Genomic DNA, 19,530 nt, shown 5'->3' on the forward strand with positions numbered 1-19,530 from the left:
TCTTAAACTGCGCGTCTATGAATCTCCATTATCCAGCCAGCGAAAGGCTTCCTGCTTATAGCGGGCATACTCCCTTTCACTAACCTGTCGCTCTCCATATGCCACCTCATCAAATAGGAGGGCAAGCTCAAAAAAACGATCCGCCCACTTTTGATTCACTTTACGCAGTTCGTCGTAATACTCCCAGTTCGTCTTCCACATCCTGGCCTCCAGATATTCCCTTTCATGGAAATAAAGAAGCAGTGCCAGGAACATGTGGCGAATCGCTTTTGAATAATCTCCGATTGCCTCGTGCCTGTGGGCTTCCTCCAAATGAGTCGAATAGGACCATTCCATTTCATCCATGGATTGCATGGGCTTGTTCAAACGGAATTTGCGCCTTCTCAAGCCATTCCGGACCGCATGAAATGCAAAGAAAAGGAGAGCCCCCACGGCCATTACGATCAGCGTGATCAGAATCCCCGAAGCACCGCCGCCTGTCGGTTCAAGAGCCGGATTAATGTTCCCAAGCATCTCCTGGATCCATTCCTTTGCCTTCTCCCACCAGCCGGCGAGCACCCCCTGGTTCTCCCTGAGATATGCCTGATACTCTTCTCCATCCAGGATTTCCTCTATTCCATCCCTTGCTCTTTTTTCATCCAACAATTTCTTCACCTAGCTTTCAGATCAAAAGCCCGGAACCCCGGGCCAGACTGGTTACTTCCCTGGTTAAATCGTCGTATAGTCATCGATCATTTCATTTAGATCATCTGCGTCATGTCTTGTTTTAAGGTCAAAGAAGATCACTCCGAACGCGACAGCACCAAGCATCGTCGTAAATAATGCCACCACGTTGATGATCATCCCGTAGAGGACACTGTTCCCCAATACGAGGCCAAACGTAAACTCGAATGCCATATTGACAATACCGATAATCAATCCGAATACAATATATAAGCCAATGATGGTAAATACACGCTTCTTCGTCAATCTCCAGCTTCTTCCGAGTCCAGGGGCATCCTGCTCGATGGCGGCTGCTCCCAGGTAGAAGCTCCAACGTGTCAATAAATAAGCGATGATGAGAGCCAATGCTAAAAACAGGATGAATGTGGTGATAATAATTCCAACACCCGGTTCAAGAAATGCAGCACCTAATACTCCCGCAAATATACCTGAAACAACCGGAATAAATATCAATCCGAAGACGATTAGATAGAATAGAATGCTGCTTCCGATGATTGGCCAAAACCTTGAAAATGCTTCCTTAAGGACATGCTTCACTGAATAATTTTCATTTTTCCTCATATGATTCAGGCTGAATAATATAGCGGCTTGAGCAATCGGCGTAAGGATCATGGTGATCAGCCCTATCAGACCCGTTCCCATTTCCGCCCCCAAGTTCACTTCCTGCCCGGGTTCAGCGGTAAACTCCCCCGAAAAGCTGTTGATGATGCCATCGAACCAGGTTTCGCCTGCACTGGCGGTTCTAAAGAAGCCGACACCTGCCGCCAGTTCAATGAGTGCCTGGAGCAGATATACGGGTCCCAGCAATACAAGAAAAACAAGGAAAAAATCTTTAAAGTGGTTCTTGCTTAATCGAAATGTGTGATCCAGAATTTCACCGAATCTTTTTGGTTTGCTGAATTGTGCGTTCATGTTCTGATCCCCCTACTAATCTCTTTTTTCAATATTTGACAATATATCGCTTATTTTAACATTATTCCTCCTTCAGTTGATGAACATTTTGTTATTTCTCTAACTTGTTTCCTGACTGCATCTTCTTTAGCTCCGTATGGACTTTTTTCCATTTGATGCCTGTCTCAAAACCTTTTGTCACCTTTCTATACGAAAAAGTGACCCAAAAGTTTTCGTTTTGGGTCACTTTCTTTGATTATTCAGCTAGATCATGTTTAAAAGCGTAGATGACAGCCTGAGTACGGTCCTGTACGTCAAGCTTTGAGAGAATATTGCTCACGTGGGTCTTCACTGTTTTCAAGGCGATGAACAGCTCATCAGCGATTTCCTGATTGGTTTTGCCCTGGGTCATGAGAAGAAGGATTTCGAGTTCCCTGTTCGTCAGTTCCTCATGTGGGTGGGAAACGGTCTTCTGTCTCATGCGGGTCATCATCTTTCCCGTCACTTCGGGCTCAAGGATCGACTGTCCTTTATGGGTTTTGCGAACCGCTTCAGCGATTTCACTTGCTTTCGAGGTTTTCAGCATATAACTGACGGCCCCCGCTTCAAGGGCAGGATACACCTTATCATCATCAAGGAAGCTTGTGACGATGATGATCTTCGCGTCCGGCCATTCCTGGATGATTTCCTTCGTCGCCTGGATGCCATCCATTTCTTTCATCACAAGGTCCATCAGGATAATATCCGGACGAAGTTCAAGGGCCAGCTGGACGCCTTCCTTACCGTCGGATGCTTCACCTACTACATCGATATCCGCCTGGGCCGACAGATAAGACGACACCCCGATCCGCACCATCTCGTGATCATCGACAAATACTACTTTAATCATTCTTATCACCTTCATTCTCCACAACGGGAACCTTCACTTCCAAGCGGGTCCCCTTATTCGGTACACTGATGATTTTAAACGTTCCACCGATTTCAATGGCCCGTTCCCTCATATTTTGAAGCCCATAGGAGCTTGTCACCTTTGATTCATTCACGTCAAACCCTTTGCCATCGTCCACCACCCTCAATATGATGATGGATTCCCTCTTAATGAGACGGATGTCCAGGGAAGTCGCCTTGGCATGCCGAAGCGTATTGGATACAGATTCCTGCAAGATCCGGAACAGATGATCTTCAATGCCTTTATCCAATGTCATGTCTTCAATCTTCCATTCGATTTCGAGGGGGACCTTCTGAGCTAATTCGACCAATAACTCCTTCATTCCTTCTTGCAGATTCTTGCCTTTTAACGCCACAGGGCGAAGGTGGAGGAGCAGCGCCCTCATTTCGAGCTGTGACTGGTGAATCATCTGCTCGACCATACTTAGCTGCTTTTCTTCATGTGGGGTTCTGTGAGGGGATGGCGTCTCTGTGATCGCTGACATGAGCATCGAGGCGGCGAACAGCTGCTGGCTGACCGAGTCGTGCAGCTCCCTTGCCAACCGGTTCCGCTCCTGTGAAACGATTTCCTGGATCCTTTTTTCCTGTTCCTCGGCTTTTTCATTGGCGAGCTTTTGTGAGTAGCGGGCTTGATCGGTAAGGTGCTTCCCTAATGCGTCTACTTTTTTCCACACCTGCTGCACCTCTGAAGTCGCCGTTTCCGGGATCGAAATCGCCCGTCCCTGCTCCACCTGATGGAGGGCATCTTCCATTTCTCTAAGCTGGCGCTTATCCTTTAAACCCGTTCTGATCCCAAAGACGATCCCGATCAGAAGGCTGACGACCAGTATGAATCCCGCCCCCGGGATATCCATAATCTCTACTTCCCATAAGAGGGACCAATCCTGTAACGGATATAAATAAAGATAGGAGGAAGATAAAAACAGCACCATGACAAGGGAAAAGAGAATGCCTGCAACAACCTGCTTACTGACCGTACTCATATTCTCTTCACCTCTAAATCCCCGATCCACATGGAGGTGATGATCTTCACCCGCTGAACGGCCTCATCGTAACCCGGTGTCTGATAATAAAGAGACTGATTGATTGCTTTCGGTTCCACTTCATCAAATATCTCGATGGACCCTGCAAGGACGGAGTGATGTATACTCACTTCTACATCATACGGGATGAGTATCTCGATATTCCCGAGTATATTTCGGATCGAGACCACTGAAGTCCCTTTCGGCAGCACCGTATTCCCGACATCGATGACTGAATCGCCGATCACGCCCTGGATGTTGATATCGTTCCATTCATATACGTTATCCGGCGTCCTCTTTGGACCGAACCATTCATTTTGAAGGGCGGACTTCTTCATCATCAGTGGCTCATGTGTTTGGGTAAAGGTTTCTTTAATGGTGGGTGAAATGTACTTAGGATGTTTCTTGGAATCGGCAAACCTCAGGATAATAAAAAGAAGAATCCCGAATAATAAAAATTTAAAAGCCACCGTATTGAAGATATTGATGGCGAGACTGATGATTCCAAACCACAACAGAATTTTCCCCGACGTTCTGGGCAGCTTTTTGCGTCCGATATAAATACAGAAGGCGGCTATGGATAGAAAGACGAGAACCCCCCCATCATAAAAAGAGACTTCCAGCAGTATCAAAAGTGTACCGATTAAAATGATCCAGCTGATTCCGTCGGAGCGTAGACGATTGAACACGAGGGGTTCCTCCTTCCTGATTATGTAGATTCTTTGCTCATATAGTTGAATGTGTGTTGGGATCTGAGGTTAAAACGGGGTGAACCCATTATGAGTTCCCCCTGTTTTTACGTTATCAAGTATTTACTAACCTAGAATACCATGTTTCAGGAAGGAATGGCTTCCGTTTCCTCATATTTCATATCTTTTTCTAACTTGGCGATTTTCGCATCGATCGTGTTTCGGTAATACGAAGAATTCACGCCATGCTCCAGTTGATCTAAGTATGTCTCAATTTCATCAAACTTAGAAAATGCCTGATTGTTATACCCTGAAGATGATTCCAGGACAGAATTCATTTTATTATGGGCACGTGCGATATTTTCCCTGCCCATCAGCTCCATGCGCTTGATGTACATATCTTTCAGCTTGTGTTTCATCTCTCCGTATTTCCGTTCAAGCTCTTCAAGCTCTTTAGTCGCTTGCAGCTTGGATTCCTGAATACGGACCGCACGCTCTTCATAGTATTTTTGTTCCTGCAGGGCAAATTCATACAAGCCTTCTTCATTCGCTTTGGATGCTACCTCTGCCTGATACTTTCGTTTGTCAGCCAGAACCGAAGCCTGCTGATACTCTTTTTGGAACTCTTCTTTTAGTAGATGCTGTCTTTCTACAAGCTTTCTTACTTTTTCCACTTCCTGTTCACATTGTCTTAAATAATGGTTCAGGACGGCTATGGGATTTTTCTTCTCCTTTTTATCGATTGCTTCGTGAAGGTCGGACATGACGGTATTTTTCAATCGGTGAAATAAGTTTGCCATTGTATGTTCTCTCCTTTAGTTTTTTAATTGTGACCATTCTCTTTCGAAGTTCGTGAAAGGGTCAGGTGATTTTTCTTCTAAGATGACATCTTCTTTTTTCCAATTTTTATAAATCACATACAGTACGTACAGAGCAGCTAACCCGATAATGGCCGGGAAGTTTGACACCGTTGCACTGAATGCGGCAAGACCAATCAGGGCCCAAAGGATCTTTTTCCCTGTCGAGTCTGTTTGAATAAATCCTTTAAAGCTGTAGTACATGATCACTAACGAGATCGCGAGCCCCACAATCGGTCCTAAATTGGCAAGCAGCACAATCGCCGCAATCCCTCCAGCTAAAAGCAAACCGAATTTCTTCATTTGTTGTTGCCTCCTTTCTTCTTCATGTCTCTATCCTACCTATTTTCCGGATTCTCCATAACGAGCCGGAGCTTTATTTTCATATCAGACTTGAGGCTTAGGAATGGTAGGACCGGAAGTATACCAGGATGAAGGCAATGGTGAGGTTGCCGCGTTTTGTCTCACTTTGAAGAGCGGTCGGTAACTCCAATCAAGACAAAGGTCCGTCCCTCAAATCCAGGGACGGACCTCAATCTATTTCTTATTTAGTTTGTCAATTCAAGGAATTCTTCTACGTCTGCCTTGCAAAGGTTGATGCCTTTTTCCCAGAAGGCTTCTTTGGTGATGTCTTCTCCCAAGTGCTTCATGGCGAGCTCTTCTACGTTCATGACGGCGGTATCCCGCAGCAATGCCATATATTTCTCTTCATACCCCTCGCCCGATTCCAGTGCCTTGGCGTAGATGCTCAGTGAGAACAGGTAGCCGAACGTGTACGGGAAGTTATAGAACGGCACTCCCGTAATATAAAAATGGAGCTTCGATGCCCAGAATCGGGGGTGAACCTCTCCAAGGGAATCGGCGAACGCTTCCTTCTGAGCTTCCACCATCAGCTCGTTCAGTGTTTCCACGGAAACGATCCCTTTTTTTCGCGCTTCATAGAAACGGGTCTCGAATAAGAAACGCGCGTGGATGTTCATGAAGAATGCGACGCTTCTCTGAAGTTTATCCTCGACGAGGGCAATCTTCTCTTCCTTGTTTTCGGCTTCCTTCACGGCCGCATCTGCCACGATCATTTCTGCAAAAGTAGATGCGGTTTCTGCCACGTTCATGGCGTAATTACGATTCAATGTATGCATCGGCTTTAACGCATACGAATGGAATGCGTGTCCCAACTCGTGAGCGAGTGTCGATACATTCGACATCGACCCTGAATAGGTCATAAATATCCTGGATTGATCACTTAATGGAAACGATGTACAGAAACCGCCTGGCCGTTTTCCGGCACGATCTTCCGCTTCAATCCACTGATCCTCAAATGCTCCCTTCGCAAATTCAGCCATTTCACTGCCAAAACGGGAGAATTGCTTCAGGATGAACTTCGCGCCTTCGTCATAAGACATGGTGCTCGTTGACTCTGCCACGGGCGCATCTAAGTCATACCAATCCAACTTCTCTTTACCGAGGAGTTTCGCTTTGCGATCCAGATACTGTACGAAAGGCTTTTTATTTTTTGTAATGGCACCCCACATGGCATCGAGGGTCTCCTGTTTCATCCGGTTGTACTCAAGGGGCTCCTTCATCAATTCGTCCCAGCCCCGCTTTTTATAGACATTCAAACGGAATCCGCCAAGATGATTGAGAGTACGGGCAATAAGTTCCTCATTCCCTTCCCATGCATCCTCCAACTTATCAAAAACCTCTTTGCGGGTCTTTGGATCCGGACTTGAAAGGAGGTTATTGGCTTGCCCAACCGACAGATCCTTCCCGTCATGAGTGATATTCATCGCCCCGACGATGGTATCATACATTTGGCCCCATCCATGGTAGCCGTCGACCGCCAATGCTTGAATCAACGATTCTTCCGTGCTTGTAAGCTTATCTTTCGCTTTTTGTCTCCACTCATTCAGAACAAACTCGATTTCACTGAGCCGGTCATGCTGAAGCAAATCGTTCCAGATCTGTTCCGGACAATCGGACAGCTGCTGCTGAAACTTTGTAAATGTAGAAGAAAAGTCGGCACTCAAGGATGTGACCTCACCTCTTAGGGAGTCAGCCTTCCGGTCATGCATGTTCTGAGCTTCCAGACAGCTGACGAAAGCACCGGCCTGACGGAGAAACATCATCACTTCCTTCGCTTCTTCAATCAGATTCCACACGAGCTCAGCATCATTCTCCGATTGAGGCGGATGGAAAGCAAGTGCGTTTTCTGCGAAATCCTCTTTCTTCTTTTCTAACGTATCAAGATGTTGTCTGAACTCCTGAGAATCACTTCCGCCTTTGAAAAAAGCATCTAAATCCCAAACGTTTGAATATGTATGTGTTGTATGGTCCATATTGTCCCCCTAAATGAATTGTGTACATTGTCCCTATCCTCTTTTAAATTCTCGATAAATCCTTGAAATCCTCCATGATCTTTTACGATTCCTTCTACCTAAACTCTCTTCATTTGGTTTTTAAATGGGGAAAAGTGGAATAGTATATAGCACAGCACTACATCCATACTTTCAAAAGGGGGATACACGATGAAATTATTATTGAATATTTTAGCTTTCGCACTGGTGATCGTGATGAATACACTTGCTGTCACCTTGCCTTTGAATAATCAATCAACGGAACAAATCAGTAACAGACTCGATATCATGATCACACCCGCCGGCTACGTCTTCTCGATCTGGAGCCTGATTTATCTTCTCCTGGCAATCTGGATCATCAGGCAATTTCCTAAAGACAGGCGAAATCTCCCACTTTATCAGGAAACAAGCGGATTATTCGTCTTGAGCTGTCTGTTGAACTCCGCTTGGATCCTTGTGTGGCACTATAATTACTTTCTACTATCGGTCTTTGTCATGATCGGGCTCTTACTCACCCTGATCGCCCTTTATAAAAGGATCAGAAGCACAGGTCCCTCCCTCCTGGATTCAGCCCCCTTCTCCATTTACCTTGGCTGGATTTCGATTGCGACGATTGTGAACATCACGTATTATTTGACGGATATCGGCTGGAACGGATTTGGCATTCCTGAGCTCGTGTGGGCATATCTTGGATTGATCGCTGCTACCTTACTCGCCTTCTGGTTCCGGATCACGCAGCATGATCTTCTTTATCCATTGGTCTTTGTGTGGGCCTTCATCGGAATCGGAGTGAAGAACATGGCAGAGCACTCCACTTATTCGTATACCGCCTATGCCCTTGCAGCCATCATCCTGATCTTTGCTCTTGTATACAAGCGAACACGTAAATGATTCGAAGGTCCGTCCCTCAAACCGAGGGACGGACCTTTATTCTTGCATAGAATGACCTCCCCTGACTGACATTAAGTACAGGGGGTGTCAGCATGAATCAGCCGAACAAAAAGGTAACGAAGACAGGGACGGATATTGATGAAGTCAAACGACAGAACGCCCATTCAGGCCTCACGTACAATCAGGTGAAGCAAATGCTTGGAGAGCAGTATACCGGGAAAAAGTAAAAGAAAGCGCCGACTCAATCGGCGCTTTCTTTCTCTTTATCTGCTTTCTTTTTGTCTTCCTTTGCTTTCGTTTCCCGCTGAACGGTCAGCTTTTCCTGGATCTTGTTCAACTCTTTACATGGCTGGGTCAGGCTGACAATGACATCTCCCTGCTCGATCTTCGGCGAAGAACCTTCTGTAAAGAACTCGATTCTCCCAGTTGGTTTATGAGCAAATAACAATAGGGTATTGTCATCCCGTTCTTTCAGATACTCTTCAAAAGTATATTTCTCCGTAATATTCGTTTTCCTGAAGACGTCCCCTCGTTCGACACGTTTATTCAGCTCTTCCCACGTCACATGATTTTGGAAGAGGATACGTCCTCCAATCGTATGGACCATGTCCTCCAGGTCATCATCATTCTTACTTCTGAGGCTTAGCTGGAACAGGTTATTCCTGCCGATTTCAGGCACGAATGTCGTACATACAAGGGCATTATAGGAATCAAGCTCCGTTGCCGCAATCATGTACTCATATGGAGTCATGTCCAGATAATACTCGGTTTGTTCTGACAGGATCTCTCCCCTGTAAAATGGTACCCCGGCTTTTCTGACCGAAAACAAGCGTTGCCAGGATGAATCCGTAATCAGGACGGGAATCTTCATATCCTGAAGGGTTTTGGCAAATTCTGTACTGAATTTACTTCCCCCTACAATGACGACACCCGGCTGGTCACTGATGGCAAGATCCAGCTTCTTGGCCAGCCATTTAATCGAAAAGCCATGGGCGCACACTGTAGAGAACACCAGGGCAAAGGTGATGGACGTCAAGATTTTTGCATCTTCAAAGCCTTTGTCCAATAGTACTGAGGCAAAATAACCCGAAACGGTTAAGGCGACGATCCCCCTCGGTGCAATCCATCCGACAAGGATTTTTTCCCTGACGGAGAGGTCCGTCCCTATCGTAGACAGCCAGATGGAAAGCGGTCGTACGATAAAGAGCATGAGGAGGACGAATGCCACGATGTTCCAATTGAAGATCTGGAATAGGGTTTCTAGGGTTAAGGATGCTGTCAGCATGACAAATATAGTGGAAATGAGCAGCACCGAGATGTTTTCTTTAAAGTGACGCATGTCGTCAATGGACGAAATATGCATATTCGCCAGCGTCATCCCCATGGCCGTTACGGCAAGAAGTCCTGTTTCATGGGTGATGTGATCTGAAATCGTGAAACAGGCCAGCACCAGGGCAAACACAACAGGTGATTTCAGGAACTCTGGAACATGCCCATTTTCAAAGATAAAGCCTGTGAACTTCCCAAGTGCCCAGCCAAAGACGACGGCAAACAGGGAAGCGGCGAAGAATAACAGTAATGATAACCCCGTTACATCGTCACTGATCAAAAAGTTGATGATTTCAAAGGCAAATACGGCGATAAGTGCCCCGAACGGATCGACGACGATTCCTTCCCATTTCAATATCGCCGCCGGCCTCGGCTTGAGCTTCGCCTGCCTTAAGAGGGGAAGGATGACCGTAGGACCCGTTACGATGAAAAGCCCACCGATTACGAAGGCAACGGCCCATGATAACCCGGCCACATAATGGGCCCCCAGTGAACCGAGGATCCATGCAAGCATGGCACCGATTGTGACGATCCTGAACACAGGTTTCCCCAGTCCCCTCACTTCACGAAAATCCAGGTTCAAGCTTCCTTCAAATAAGATGATGGCGACTGCCATCGATATAATGGGTTTAAATACTTCCCCGAAATCGTCCTTTGGATTGATCAGACCGAAAATCGGTCCTACGAGCAGTCCGACAATCGACATGATGACGATGGCAGGAAGCCTGAATCTCCAGGCGACCCACTGAGAAGCAATTCCCAGTACTCCGACTAACATGATGTTGAATAAAATAGAATCGATCATAGCTTTCTCCTTTGAGGGTTTGAATCGGCCATTATAGCAGCAGATGGTATGTACGTGTTTTTTGGTTACAATTAGGATAAAAGGTCCGTCCCTCATAATGCAAAACAAATGCCTCGAGTCAGCACATTTGTTTTGTATAGTTTACATTTTTATGGCTGTTTTTAACCATAGAGTCGTTTCCAGTCTTCGGCAGATGGTGACGTAGTGGAGCATGGTGATCAGAACGGCCCCTCCATTCATGCCGAGAATGACTCCTTCCATTCCAAAACGGGATCCCAGCAAATATATGAGTGAAAACGAGAAAATGCTCGACCATATAGTATGAAGAAGAGCATCCTTTACAAGTCCCAATCCAATTAAAAATGCCTGAAGAGGGAATACAAGGAAATGGAATAGAAAGTACGGCCAGAGCAGTTTCAAGTAATATGCTGAAGAAACCGAGTGAAAAAATGTTTCAGTTATATAGTCCCCGAAGGAATAGTAAATACACACAGCCGGCACCCCGTAACCCAATGTAATCCACATCACCTGTTTAAGATGCATCAAGATTCCTTCAAAATCATTCGTTGATACTTTTTCCGACACGGTCGGGATCAGGACGATCAGCATCGAAAAGGCAATGAACGAAGGAAAGAATCCGATGGTAAGGGCAATACCTGCAAGCATCCCGAAATGTTCATTCGCTTCTGCTGCCCCGAGACCCGAAAGAACCAATGCCCATTTGATCAAAAATGGCTGAATGGCATGGGTAAGGGCATGGAAGATGCGCAGGACAGTGGTGGGAATAGAAACAGACAGCACCGAATTTCTCATCTCCTCCCTTGATAAGGAGGAGTGGCTGTTCTTTCTTTTACCCTTAATTTCAAGAACGTAAGCATGGACTAAATAAACAAATACGACCGCTTCACTTGCAATCAATGTTCCGAGCGCAATGAAGATGGACGTATCAATGCCAAAGGATAAAAATTGATAGATGGACACTAATAAAAACAGTTGGATGCCTTTACGAAGGAAATTCGCTGCAGCGATCTTCCCCATCTGCTGTATTCCCATGAAATATCCTCTCGTGATGGATGTGAAGGCCACAATCGGGATCACGATCAGAATGAGCCAGCGTATCCCTGGATGATACCCTTGAAATAAAGGAGTCCAGGCGTATACCAATACCATGATCAATAACAGGATGCACGTCGTGATGACCGCAAACCTGAAAGCATAATGGAGCATACCCCGGTGATACTGTTCCTCCCTCTCGGCAAAGAACTTAGAAAGACTGATTGGCAGCTCCATACTGGATAAAATGACAATCAGAAACACGGTAGGGAGAATCGACATGTATGTCCCAAGCCCGGATTCACCAAGCTCCCGGGCCAAAATCATATTGATCACAAATTCCAAACATTCACCCAGGAAAGCCGTCACCACCAACACCAATGTTCCCCTTAAAAACAGACTCATATTTTGTACCCTGCCTTTGTTTTAGATGGTCTATTCTATGATGGTTGTCCGGCGAATATGTGATGGGGTGTCTTTGATCCGGTGCCGGGCTGAGCTATAGAGGGATGATTTGAAAGCATGGACTTTAGTCCGGATAACTTGTGGCAAACTGCAGATGAATCAACTCAAACAAAAAATAAGCAGCCCCCGCAAGGACTGCTCTCCAACTACCGAATAATGAAAGTTGCAATGGAATGCAATGGAAGGGTCGTGCTGAAACTTCCGTCACCACACGCTAACGAAATTCGTTCCTCATGGTCACTCGCATTCATCACAACCACTACAATCTCCCCATCCGGATTTTCAAAGGCGGTGGTCAGTAACGGCTCACCTGAAACCTCACATCCGATGCGACTTGCTCCCGCTTTGATATATTTACTGAAATGCCCGATATAGTAATACGAACTGTTGTAGCGGACATCGTCCTTTACAGTATCAGCGATGACCGGGGCATCACAATAATTCCCCACATGGTTAGGTCCACCTTCTTCGTTCAGCACCATATTCCAATCGATCCAGGCTTCAAGGTAATTGTTCAAATCACCCATGATGTTTCGCCCATACCGTTCTCCTGTCTCCCAGGAACCGGGTCTGACCCCGCCTTCAATGCATCCTTCCGTGAAAATCAAATGCTTATCGGGGAATTCCTGATGTACTTTAGAGAGATTTTCAAATTCCTCTGAAACGTACCAGTGCACCCCTGTCCCCCAAACATACTTCGCGGCTTCGGGATCAGATAGGACTGTCTTTGCACGCTCATAAATCACATCCCGATTATGATCCCAAATAATGACCTTCACATCCCCGTGGCCATGTTTATGGAGGGACGGACCTAGATGATGTTTGATGAAGTCCCGTTCTTCTTCTCCCGTATACAGGCATGAATCCCAGACCTGCTTCGCTTCCGGCTCATTCTGGATCGTCAATCCCCAGATTCTGATCCCCTCTTCTTCCATAGCATCTATATATTTCGAGTAATAATCTGCCCAGACGGATTCAAACTGCGGTAATAGTTTCCCACCGTTGTTCATTTCACCATTCGTTTTCATCCATGATGGAGGACTCCACGGGGAAGCAACGATGGACAGTTCCCGGCCGGCCACTTCCATCGCTTCCTTGATAAGAGGAATCACAAATTTCTTCTCACGTTCAATGGAGAAGCTTTCCAACGAATCATCTCCATCCTCCACATATGTATAGTTCTCTAATGAAAAATCACAGCTATTGATATGTGTCCGTCCAAACCGATACCCCAGTCCTTCTTCCGGATCAAAATACATGTGAATGATTTCTTCCCGTTTTTCAGGACTGATGAGGGACAGACTGTGAGCCGCCGCTTCAGTGAATGCTCCGCCAAATCCTAACATCCTCTGATATTTCTGTGTGGGATCAAGATTGATGTGCGTAGAAGCACGACCTGATGAAAAAGAAACCGGCTCTTGTTCAGAGAACCGATCCCCCGTTTCTTTGGCTGTCAAAATCACTTTCATATTCATTGGGCCATTTCCTCAGCATTGGACGTGAGCCCGTGCTTGTCTTTATGATCCCGGATGATCTCAGCGTAGCGGAAAGCACTGTCTTTCCAGATCCGCTCCTGAGTATCGAAATCGATATAAAGGATGCCGAAACGCTTATCATAACCGAAGCTCCACTCAAAATTATCCATCAGGGACCATAAATAGTATCCTTGTATATCCATACCTTCTTCATTCAGATCCGAGACTGCTTGAAGATGAAGATTCAAGTAGTTAACCCGATCGTGATCATGTACTCGTCCATTTTCCAACACATCGTCATATGCCGCACCATTTTCTGTGATGTAGATTGGCAGATCTGTATATTCCAGTCTCAGACGGCGGATGAGGTCCTTGAACTCATTTGGAGCGATGTCCCAGCCCATGCCTGTTTTCTCATAATCTGAGTAAGCTCCCTTATGCATAAAGTCATTGGCGGCACTGAACTCAACAATTCCACGACTGTAATAATTGATGCCGAAGAAATCACATTCCGTTGAAATCAGTTCCATATCACCTTCTTTAATGAAGTCATACGTATGAACATATTTCGAGAACAAGTTCATCATGTCTTTCGGGTATTCCCCTTTGAAGACGGGATCCAGGAACCAGCGATTCGAATAACCGTCCGCATTGTTGGCAGCAAGGGCATCGTTCACTGAATCCGTGTTTGGATAAACCGGTGACAGGTTCAGCGTAATGCCGATATCCGTCTTGGATTTAAATTCCTTTTTCAGCAGTTCAACCGCTTTTCCATGTGACAACAACATATGGTGAACGGCTCTAACTGCTTCATCCATATTGGTATGACCTGGAGCATGCACTCCTTGATGATACCCGAGGAACCCTGCGCACCATGGCTCATTATGCGTAATCCATGAGTCAACGACTGCATCAAGCTCAGTGAAGCATGCCTTTGCGTAATCAAGGAACCACTCCACGGATTCACGATTCACCCATCCGCCTTCTTCGTGGGCCCACATTGGAAGATCCCAGTGATACAACGTTACGGCAGGCTTGATTCCTTCTTCTTGGAGTCTTGCCGCTAATTTTTTATAAAAGTCCATCCCTTCCTGGTTGTACTTACCCTTCTCAGGAAAGATGCGCGGCCAGGCAATGGAGAATCGATAGGTGTCCACCCCTAAACGCTTGATATGCTGAATATCCTCTTCGAATCGGTGGTAGTGATCACAAGCAACGTCACCATTATGCTGCTTGTAGACTTTCCCAGGGATGTCACAGAACATATCCCAGATGGATGGTGTTCTACCCCCTTCATTATGTGCTCCCTCTATTTGATAGGAAGATGTAGCGGTTCCGAAGGTAAATGTTTGATCAAATTTCATAGGTCATTCTCTCCTCTATTCTTTGATTGATCCTGCTGAAATGCTGTTGACGATATATTTAGATAGGAATAGGAAGGCAATCATGATCGGCACAACGGAAATCGCAATCCCTAAATACATTGATCCTAAATTTTGGGCTACTTGTGATCCTTTTAAGAATCCCATTAAGACCGGCAGCGTATATTTCTCAGGTGAGAACAGGATGACGAGCGGCATGATGTAGTTATTCCATGAGCCGATGAATGTAAAGATCGACATCGTCGCGACAGCCGGCATCATGATCGGGATGGCTACCGTGTGAAAAATCTTGAATTCACTCGCCCCATCAATACGGGCCGCTTCAATCAGACTTGGATGAAGCGTCGTCTGGATGTACTGTCTTAGGAAGAAGACGACAAAGGGACTGGCAATGGTCGGTACGATCAGGGGAATGAAAGAATCGAGGATCCCCAGGTTCTTGCTCAGTTCATAAAAACCGATCAATCCCAATTGCCCTGGAACCATCATCATCACAAGCATGAAGACGAACAGGAAGTTCTTTCCCTTGAATGTATAAAACGCGAATCCATAAGCAGTCAAAGCAGAAAAATATCCTGACAAAACCGTCGTGAGGACAGCGATGATCAGACTATTCTTGAATCCTGACCAAATGTTTACGTACTCCATCATCGTCGCATAGTTTTCAATTAAGGCACTTCCGGGAATCAAGGTGAAACCTGACAGTATCGCTTCATTTGATCTTGTAGCATTGACAAGCATCATAAGGAACGGGATGAAGCAGACAATCGCCATCAATACAAGCAGGATATAGATGATGCTCTTCACAATCGTATTTCTGGTCTTGAGTTTTGACTCATGAGGTAGAAGGTCAGGCTTTGTCTTCTCTATTTTCTGAGTCGGTACTTCTTTTTCAACGGCTGTTTTTCCCAACATGCTTTACACCTTCCTTGCTTGTTTGCGTTCATTTCCATACATCCCTTTGAAGACAATCGCCGAGAAGATCAAGGTAATGACGAACAATCCATATGCGACAGCTGAAGCGTATCCATAGTTATTAAATTTGAATGCCTGATTGTACAGATACAGTACCATGGTATTCAGTGATCCATCTGGAGAACCAATTCCGTCTGTCAGAAGCATTGGCAGATCAAACAATTGAAGGCCTCCGATCAGGGACGTGATCATGATATAAAGTAAGATCGGTTTTAATAAAGGGACCGTGATTTTCGTAAACGTCTGCCATCTGTTTGCTCCATCAATCAAAGCGGCCTCATAGTAGTCCTTTGATATTCCGGAAACCCCTGCCATTACAACGATGAACGAGTGGCCGAACCACATCCAGGTAAGGATCAGGGATACGGAAAGCTGTGCAGTCGCAGGCTCGTTCAGCCAATTAATCGGTTCTGATATAAGACCTATATTTAATAGAATCATATTTAATGATCCGTGCTGCCAGTCCAATAAGATACCGAACAGAAGAGCGACTGAGCTTATTGTGATTAAATTAGGTAAATAAAAGATCGATCTGAAAAATGCCAAACCTTTTAATTTCATTCTCATATCAGAGAAGATTAACGCGAGTACAAGGGCCAGACCGATTTGCAGGGCAAAGTTGATCCCCCATATCTTCCAGGTGTTAAAAAATGCTTCTACAAAGTAGCTGTCCGTGAGTAAACGGGTGTAGTTTGCAAGACCGACGACTTCTGCAGTACCGCTGCCTGAATAGTTCGTAAAACTGTAATAGAATGTCAGCGCCACGGGATAAATACTGAATATTAAAAAGATGATCCAAAATGGGGCAATAAATAGATAACCATATCGATCTACTTTCTTCATTCCCCAGCCCCCCCAGTTGTTTAATAGATGATCGGCAGGAGACATGAAGCCACGCCGCCTGCCCACCGATTTTCACTTTTTTTAGTTTTTTGGTACTTTTATGTCCGGATACGCATTCTGAACTTTTTTATAGAATTCTTTAATCGCATCATCTTTGGATTTCTTCCCGTCCACGTATTGTTGAACGGCATTTCCATAGAACGTATCGAGCTGTTGGTCATATTTCGTTACGATACCCGGCTCGATTTCTTTCGCCTGCTCAAGGAAGAATTGATAGTTGTTCTGACCTCCAAGGAATTCACTGCTAAAGTCATCCTTGATTGCATTTGTGACCGGATTGTAGGCAAGGACATCACCCGTTTCTTTCGCCCACTCTGTCAGGAATTCATCATCCTGCGTCATCATTTTCACAAAGTCATAAGCAAGTTCTTTGTTTTCTGATTTGTTGTAAACCCCTAACCATGTGCCACCCCAGAAGTATGGGCTAGGTCCGCTTGTTACGGCCCAGTCACCTGCTGTTTCCTTTACATTCGTTTTCAGAACGCTGTGAAGTCCCCAGGTAGGAAGAACATAGGAGAAGACTTGTGTCTCTTTTTCTTTCCCGTTTTCTTTCATTTTGATTGGCTTATCCATCGCTTCGAACCATGATGGAGACCATTCAGCAGCAAGTGCTGTATAGTTATTTTCACGAAGTTTCTTTGCTGATTCCATATATTCAATCTTTTCATCTGTCAGTTGCAGCTCATTCTTATCATTCACCCAAGGTTGCGGATTATCTCCTTGTGAAAACCAGCGGATTGATCCTTCATCCGGGAACATGCTGTAACCTTTTTCTTTCATCTTTTCAGCTACTTTGAATACATTGTCCATGGAGTTCATCATGTTTCCAACTTCTGCTGGATCATCTGTACCAAGCACTTCTTTTGCAATACTTCTCTTGTAATAGATTCCACCTGGTGTTGTCTGCCATGATAAAGCCCTTACATTTCCGTCTTTATCTTTACCTAAGTCAAATACATAAGGAACATATTTGTCTTTGATCTCATCAGCATTGTACGGATCTTCAGATAAGTTTTCCCAGTAGCCTGCGTCTACCCATTGTTTAAGGAAGGCGATTTCCCCCGTGAATACATCCGGTGCCCCTACGCCACTTTCAAGGACGGGCTTTAATTTTGTCGGATAATCGGCAATCGGAACGATCGTCAATTCTACTTTCACACCGTTCTTTTCTTCAAATTTCGTGATCGGTTTCTTCAATTCATCCGTGAATGACCATACTTTCAAATCAACGTCCTTATCTGATTTAGAACTGCCCGATGACTTGGAATCTCCCGAACATGCGGAGAGGACCCCTGCTACCAGTACAAATGTCATGAATAAAGCTAGTACTTTTTTCATCTTAATCCCCCTTTTTCTTTTATAACTATAGAAACGAAAGCGGTTTCGTTTTACTTCAATTAAAAATTTCGAAACCGGTTTCGAAATCCTTTAAAAAATATAAGATTATTTCTTTTTTTCTTTTTTTACGAATGTACAAGATTCCCTGATCATAAGTTCCACAGGAATGACTTCTGTCGTCAACAGCTTCTTCTTTTGAATAATTTGCTTCATAAGCAGGTGTCCGGCCCGTGCACCGATTCGGTCCGTATCCTGTCTGACGGTGGTCAGCTTTGGCGTGAGGTAGGAAGACATTTCAATGTCATCATACCCGATGATAGAGATATCTTCAGGTATTCTTAATCCCTGCTCCTTGATGGCTTCCATGGCACCGATGGCCATATGATCGCCGGCCACAAAAACAGCGGTTGGTACCATATCCAGTTCGAGGAGCGTTTCCATCGCAGCTTTCCCTTCTTCAATCGAGAACATCCCGCCATTGACCAGGTATCCTTGATGAATTGGTAGATTCAGCTCCTCCATACCCTTAGTGAATCCTTTGATCCGCTGAGCTCCAGCATCGATGGACGGATCCCCTGAAATATGAGCGATTCTGGTATGGCCCAATGAATATAGATGACTTACAGCCAACCTTCCACCCTCGACATTATCGGAATAGACGACGCTGCAGTTCTGATTGCTCATATCGATCACGACAATCGGCACATGACTGTTGATCATATCCTGTACTTGGGGATCGCTTGGATCTGAGCATATGACGACGATGCCATCCACTGCCCGGTAAAGGAAATGCTCAAGATAACTTGTATCCCGATTCCGAAGGTTCCGTGATGCAAAAATCAGGTCATATCCTTCCCGTTCCACATACTTTCGGAAGCTCTCAATCAGGGCACTGAAGAAAGGATGCTTCAACCCGACCTCATTATCCTCTGCAAACATGACTCCAATCGTCCAGGATTTCTTGGTCGAAAGGGACTGGGCATGGGCATTGGGTAAATACCCCATTTCAGCCGCTGCATCGAGGATTTTTTTCTTCGTTTTTTGACTCACATCTGTATAATTGTTAAGAGCCTTAGAAACTGTCGTACTGGAGAAACCAGTGCGTTTTGCCAAGTCATAGATTGTAACCATTGCTGTCTCCTCTTCATCGAAAGCGCTTTCGTTAATTTTTATTATAGTCCAGACTTTTAAGGGAATCAATACTAATTTTTAGAAAACTTTTAAAAATTTGTTGGTTCTTTTTGGAAGTACCCGTGAAAGACTGTCTTATGGGACTCTTGCTGGTGATTGTGCCGCTTGTGGAGTGGAATCCAGCGGAAATTCGTTGGATTCCGGCGGTTCTTGCTAAAAAACCAGCTGGTATGAGAAAGAATTCGGCCGATATCGGACCGAATCCAGCCGGAATATGAAAAAATCCAGCCAATAGACAA

At 45.2% G+C, this 19,530-nt stretch carries 19 protein-coding genes; 3 read left to right on the forward strand and 16 right to left on the reverse strand.

From position 1 onward, the window contains the following. Positions 1-15: 15 nt before the first annotated feature. The 8 genes from JI667_RS08720 to JI667_RS08755 all read right to left on the reverse strand — a co-directional run bounded on the left by JI667_RS08720 (position 16) and on the right by JI667_RS08755 (position 7,466). Positions 16-642 (reverse strand): DUF4129 domain-containing protein, encoded by a 627-nt coding sequence (locus tag JI667_RS08720; RefSeq protein WP_244668260.1) that lies wholly within the window; start codon positions 640-642, stop codon positions 16-18. Between the two features lie 66 nt (positions 643-708). Next, complete coding sequence (locus tag JI667_RS08725) at positions 709-1,635, reverse strand: hypothetical protein (RefSeq protein ID WP_206852149.1); 927 nt, start codon at positions 1,633-1,635, stop codon at positions 709-711. Positions 1,636-1,870: 235 nt separating this feature from the next. Next, complete coding sequence (locus JI667_RS08730; protein WP_206852151.1) at positions 1,871-2,503, reverse strand: response regulator; 633 nt, start codon at positions 2,501-2,503, stop codon at positions 1,871-1,873. After that, entirely contained in the window at positions 2,496-3,545 is a 1,050-nt protein-coding gene (locus tag JI667_RS08735; protein WP_206852153.1) for a sensor histidine kinase, read from the reverse strand. Before JI667_RS08735 ends, JI667_RS08730 begins: the two co-directional genes overlap by 8 nt. Further along, positions 3,542-4,273 (reverse strand): cell wall-active antibiotics response protein LiaF, encoded by a 732-nt coding sequence (gene liaF / locus JI667_RS08740; RefSeq protein WP_206852156.1) that lies wholly within the window; start codon positions 4,271-4,273, stop codon positions 3,542-3,544. Before liaF ends, JI667_RS08735 begins: the two co-directional genes overlap by 4 nt. A gap of 146 nt (positions 4,274-4,419) precedes the next feature. After that, positions 4,420-5,073 (reverse strand): PspA/IM30 family protein, encoded by a 654-nt coding sequence (locus JI667_RS08745; protein ID WP_206852158.1) that lies wholly within the window; start codon positions 5,071-5,073, stop codon positions 4,420-4,422. Between the two features lie 15 nt (positions 5,074-5,088). Continuing rightward, the gene (locus JI667_RS08750; RefSeq protein WP_206852160.1) at positions 5,089-5,433 is read right to left on the reverse strand and encodes a flagellar basal body rod protein; all 345 of its coding nucleotides are present in this window, start codon (positions 5,431-5,433) and stop codon (positions 5,089-5,091) included. A gap of 245 nt (positions 5,434-5,678) precedes the next feature. Continuing rightward, positions 5,679-7,466 carry a M3 family oligoendopeptidase gene (locus tag JI667_RS08755; protein WP_206852162.1) on the reverse strand — a complete coding sequence of 596 codons (1,788 nt, stop codon included), beginning with the start codon at positions 7,464-7,466 and terminating at the stop codon, positions 5,679-5,681. Between the two features lie 189 nt (positions 7,467-7,655). On the opposite strand from JI667_RS08755, the gene JI667_RS08760 reads away from it, so the two are divergent. Together JI667_RS08760 and JI667_RS22900 are read left to right on the forward strand one after the other, a co-directional pair. Next, positions 7,656-8,375, forward strand: coding sequence for a TspO/MBR family protein (locus tag JI667_RS08760; protein WP_206852164.1), 720 nt, complete (start codon positions 7,656-7,658; stop codon positions 8,373-8,375). Positions 8,376-8,467: 92 nt separating this feature from the next. Further along, complete coding sequence (locus JI667_RS22900; RefSeq protein WP_280515478.1) at positions 8,468-8,602, forward strand: hypothetical protein; 135 nt, start codon at positions 8,468-8,470, stop codon at positions 8,600-8,602. A 14-nt stretch (positions 8,603-8,616) separates the two neighbouring features. On the opposite strand, the gene JI667_RS08765 is transcribed toward JI667_RS22900, so the two are convergent. From JI667_RS08765 to JI667_RS08800, 8 genes are all read right to left on the reverse strand, one after another. Further along, entirely contained in the window at positions 8,617-10,509 is a 1,893-nt protein-coding gene (locus JI667_RS08765; protein WP_206852166.1) for a cation:proton antiporter, read from the reverse strand. 141 nt (positions 10,510-10,650) lie between these two features. Continuing rightward, on the reverse strand, positions 10,651-11,967 hold the full coding sequence (locus JI667_RS08770; RefSeq protein ID WP_206852175.1) for an oligosaccharide flippase family protein: 1,317 nt from the start codon (positions 11,965-11,967) through the stop codon (positions 10,651-10,653). A 206-nt stretch (positions 11,968-12,173) separates the two neighbouring features. Then, positions 12,174-13,502 (reverse strand): glycoside hydrolase family 30 protein, encoded by a 1,329-nt coding sequence (locus tag JI667_RS08775; protein WP_206852177.1) that lies wholly within the window; start codon positions 13,500-13,502, stop codon positions 12,174-12,176. Next, entirely contained in the window at positions 13,499-14,866 is a 1,368-nt protein-coding gene (locus tag JI667_RS08780) for a GH1 family beta-glucosidase (RefSeq protein WP_206852180.1), read from the reverse strand. Before JI667_RS08780 ends, JI667_RS08775 begins: the two co-directional genes overlap by 4 nt. 15 nt (positions 14,867-14,881) lie before the next feature. Further along, on the reverse strand, positions 14,882-15,658 hold the full coding sequence (locus tag JI667_RS08785) for a carbohydrate ABC transporter permease (RefSeq protein ID WP_244668276.1): 777 nt from the start codon (positions 15,656-15,658) through the stop codon (positions 14,882-14,884). A gap of 144 nt (positions 15,659-15,802) precedes the next feature. Continuing rightward, positions 15,803-16,702: a carbohydrate ABC transporter permease gene (locus tag JI667_RS08790; RefSeq protein ID WP_206852185.1), complete on the reverse strand. Its 900-nt coding sequence runs from the start codon at positions 16,700-16,702 to the stop codon at positions 15,803-15,805. Positions 16,703-16,783: 81 nt separating this feature from the next. Next, positions 16,784-18,100 carry an ABC transporter substrate-binding protein gene (locus JI667_RS08795; RefSeq protein WP_206852187.1) on the reverse strand — a complete coding sequence of 439 codons (1,317 nt, stop codon included), beginning with the start codon at positions 18,098-18,100 and terminating at the stop codon, positions 16,784-16,786. A 105-nt stretch (positions 18,101-18,205) separates the two neighbouring features. Next, on the reverse strand, positions 18,206-19,231 hold the full coding sequence (locus JI667_RS08800; protein ID WP_206852189.1) for a LacI family DNA-binding transcriptional regulator: 1,026 nt from the start codon (positions 19,229-19,231) through the stop codon (positions 18,206-18,208). A 122-nt stretch (positions 19,232-19,353) separates the two neighbouring features. Here JI667_RS08800 and JI667_RS08805 point away from each other — a divergent pair, with 122 nt between their 5' ends. Continuing rightward, positions 19,354-19,509 (forward strand): hypothetical protein, encoded by a 156-nt coding sequence (locus JI667_RS08805; RefSeq protein ID WP_206852191.1) that lies wholly within the window; start codon positions 19,354-19,356, stop codon positions 19,507-19,509. The last annotated feature ends 21 nt before the right edge of the window (positions 19,510-19,530 follow it).

The organism is Bacillus sp. NTK074B, from assembly GCF_017303375.1.
Lineage (GTDB): Bacteria > Bacillota > Bacilli > Bacillales > Bacillaceae_B > Rossellomorea.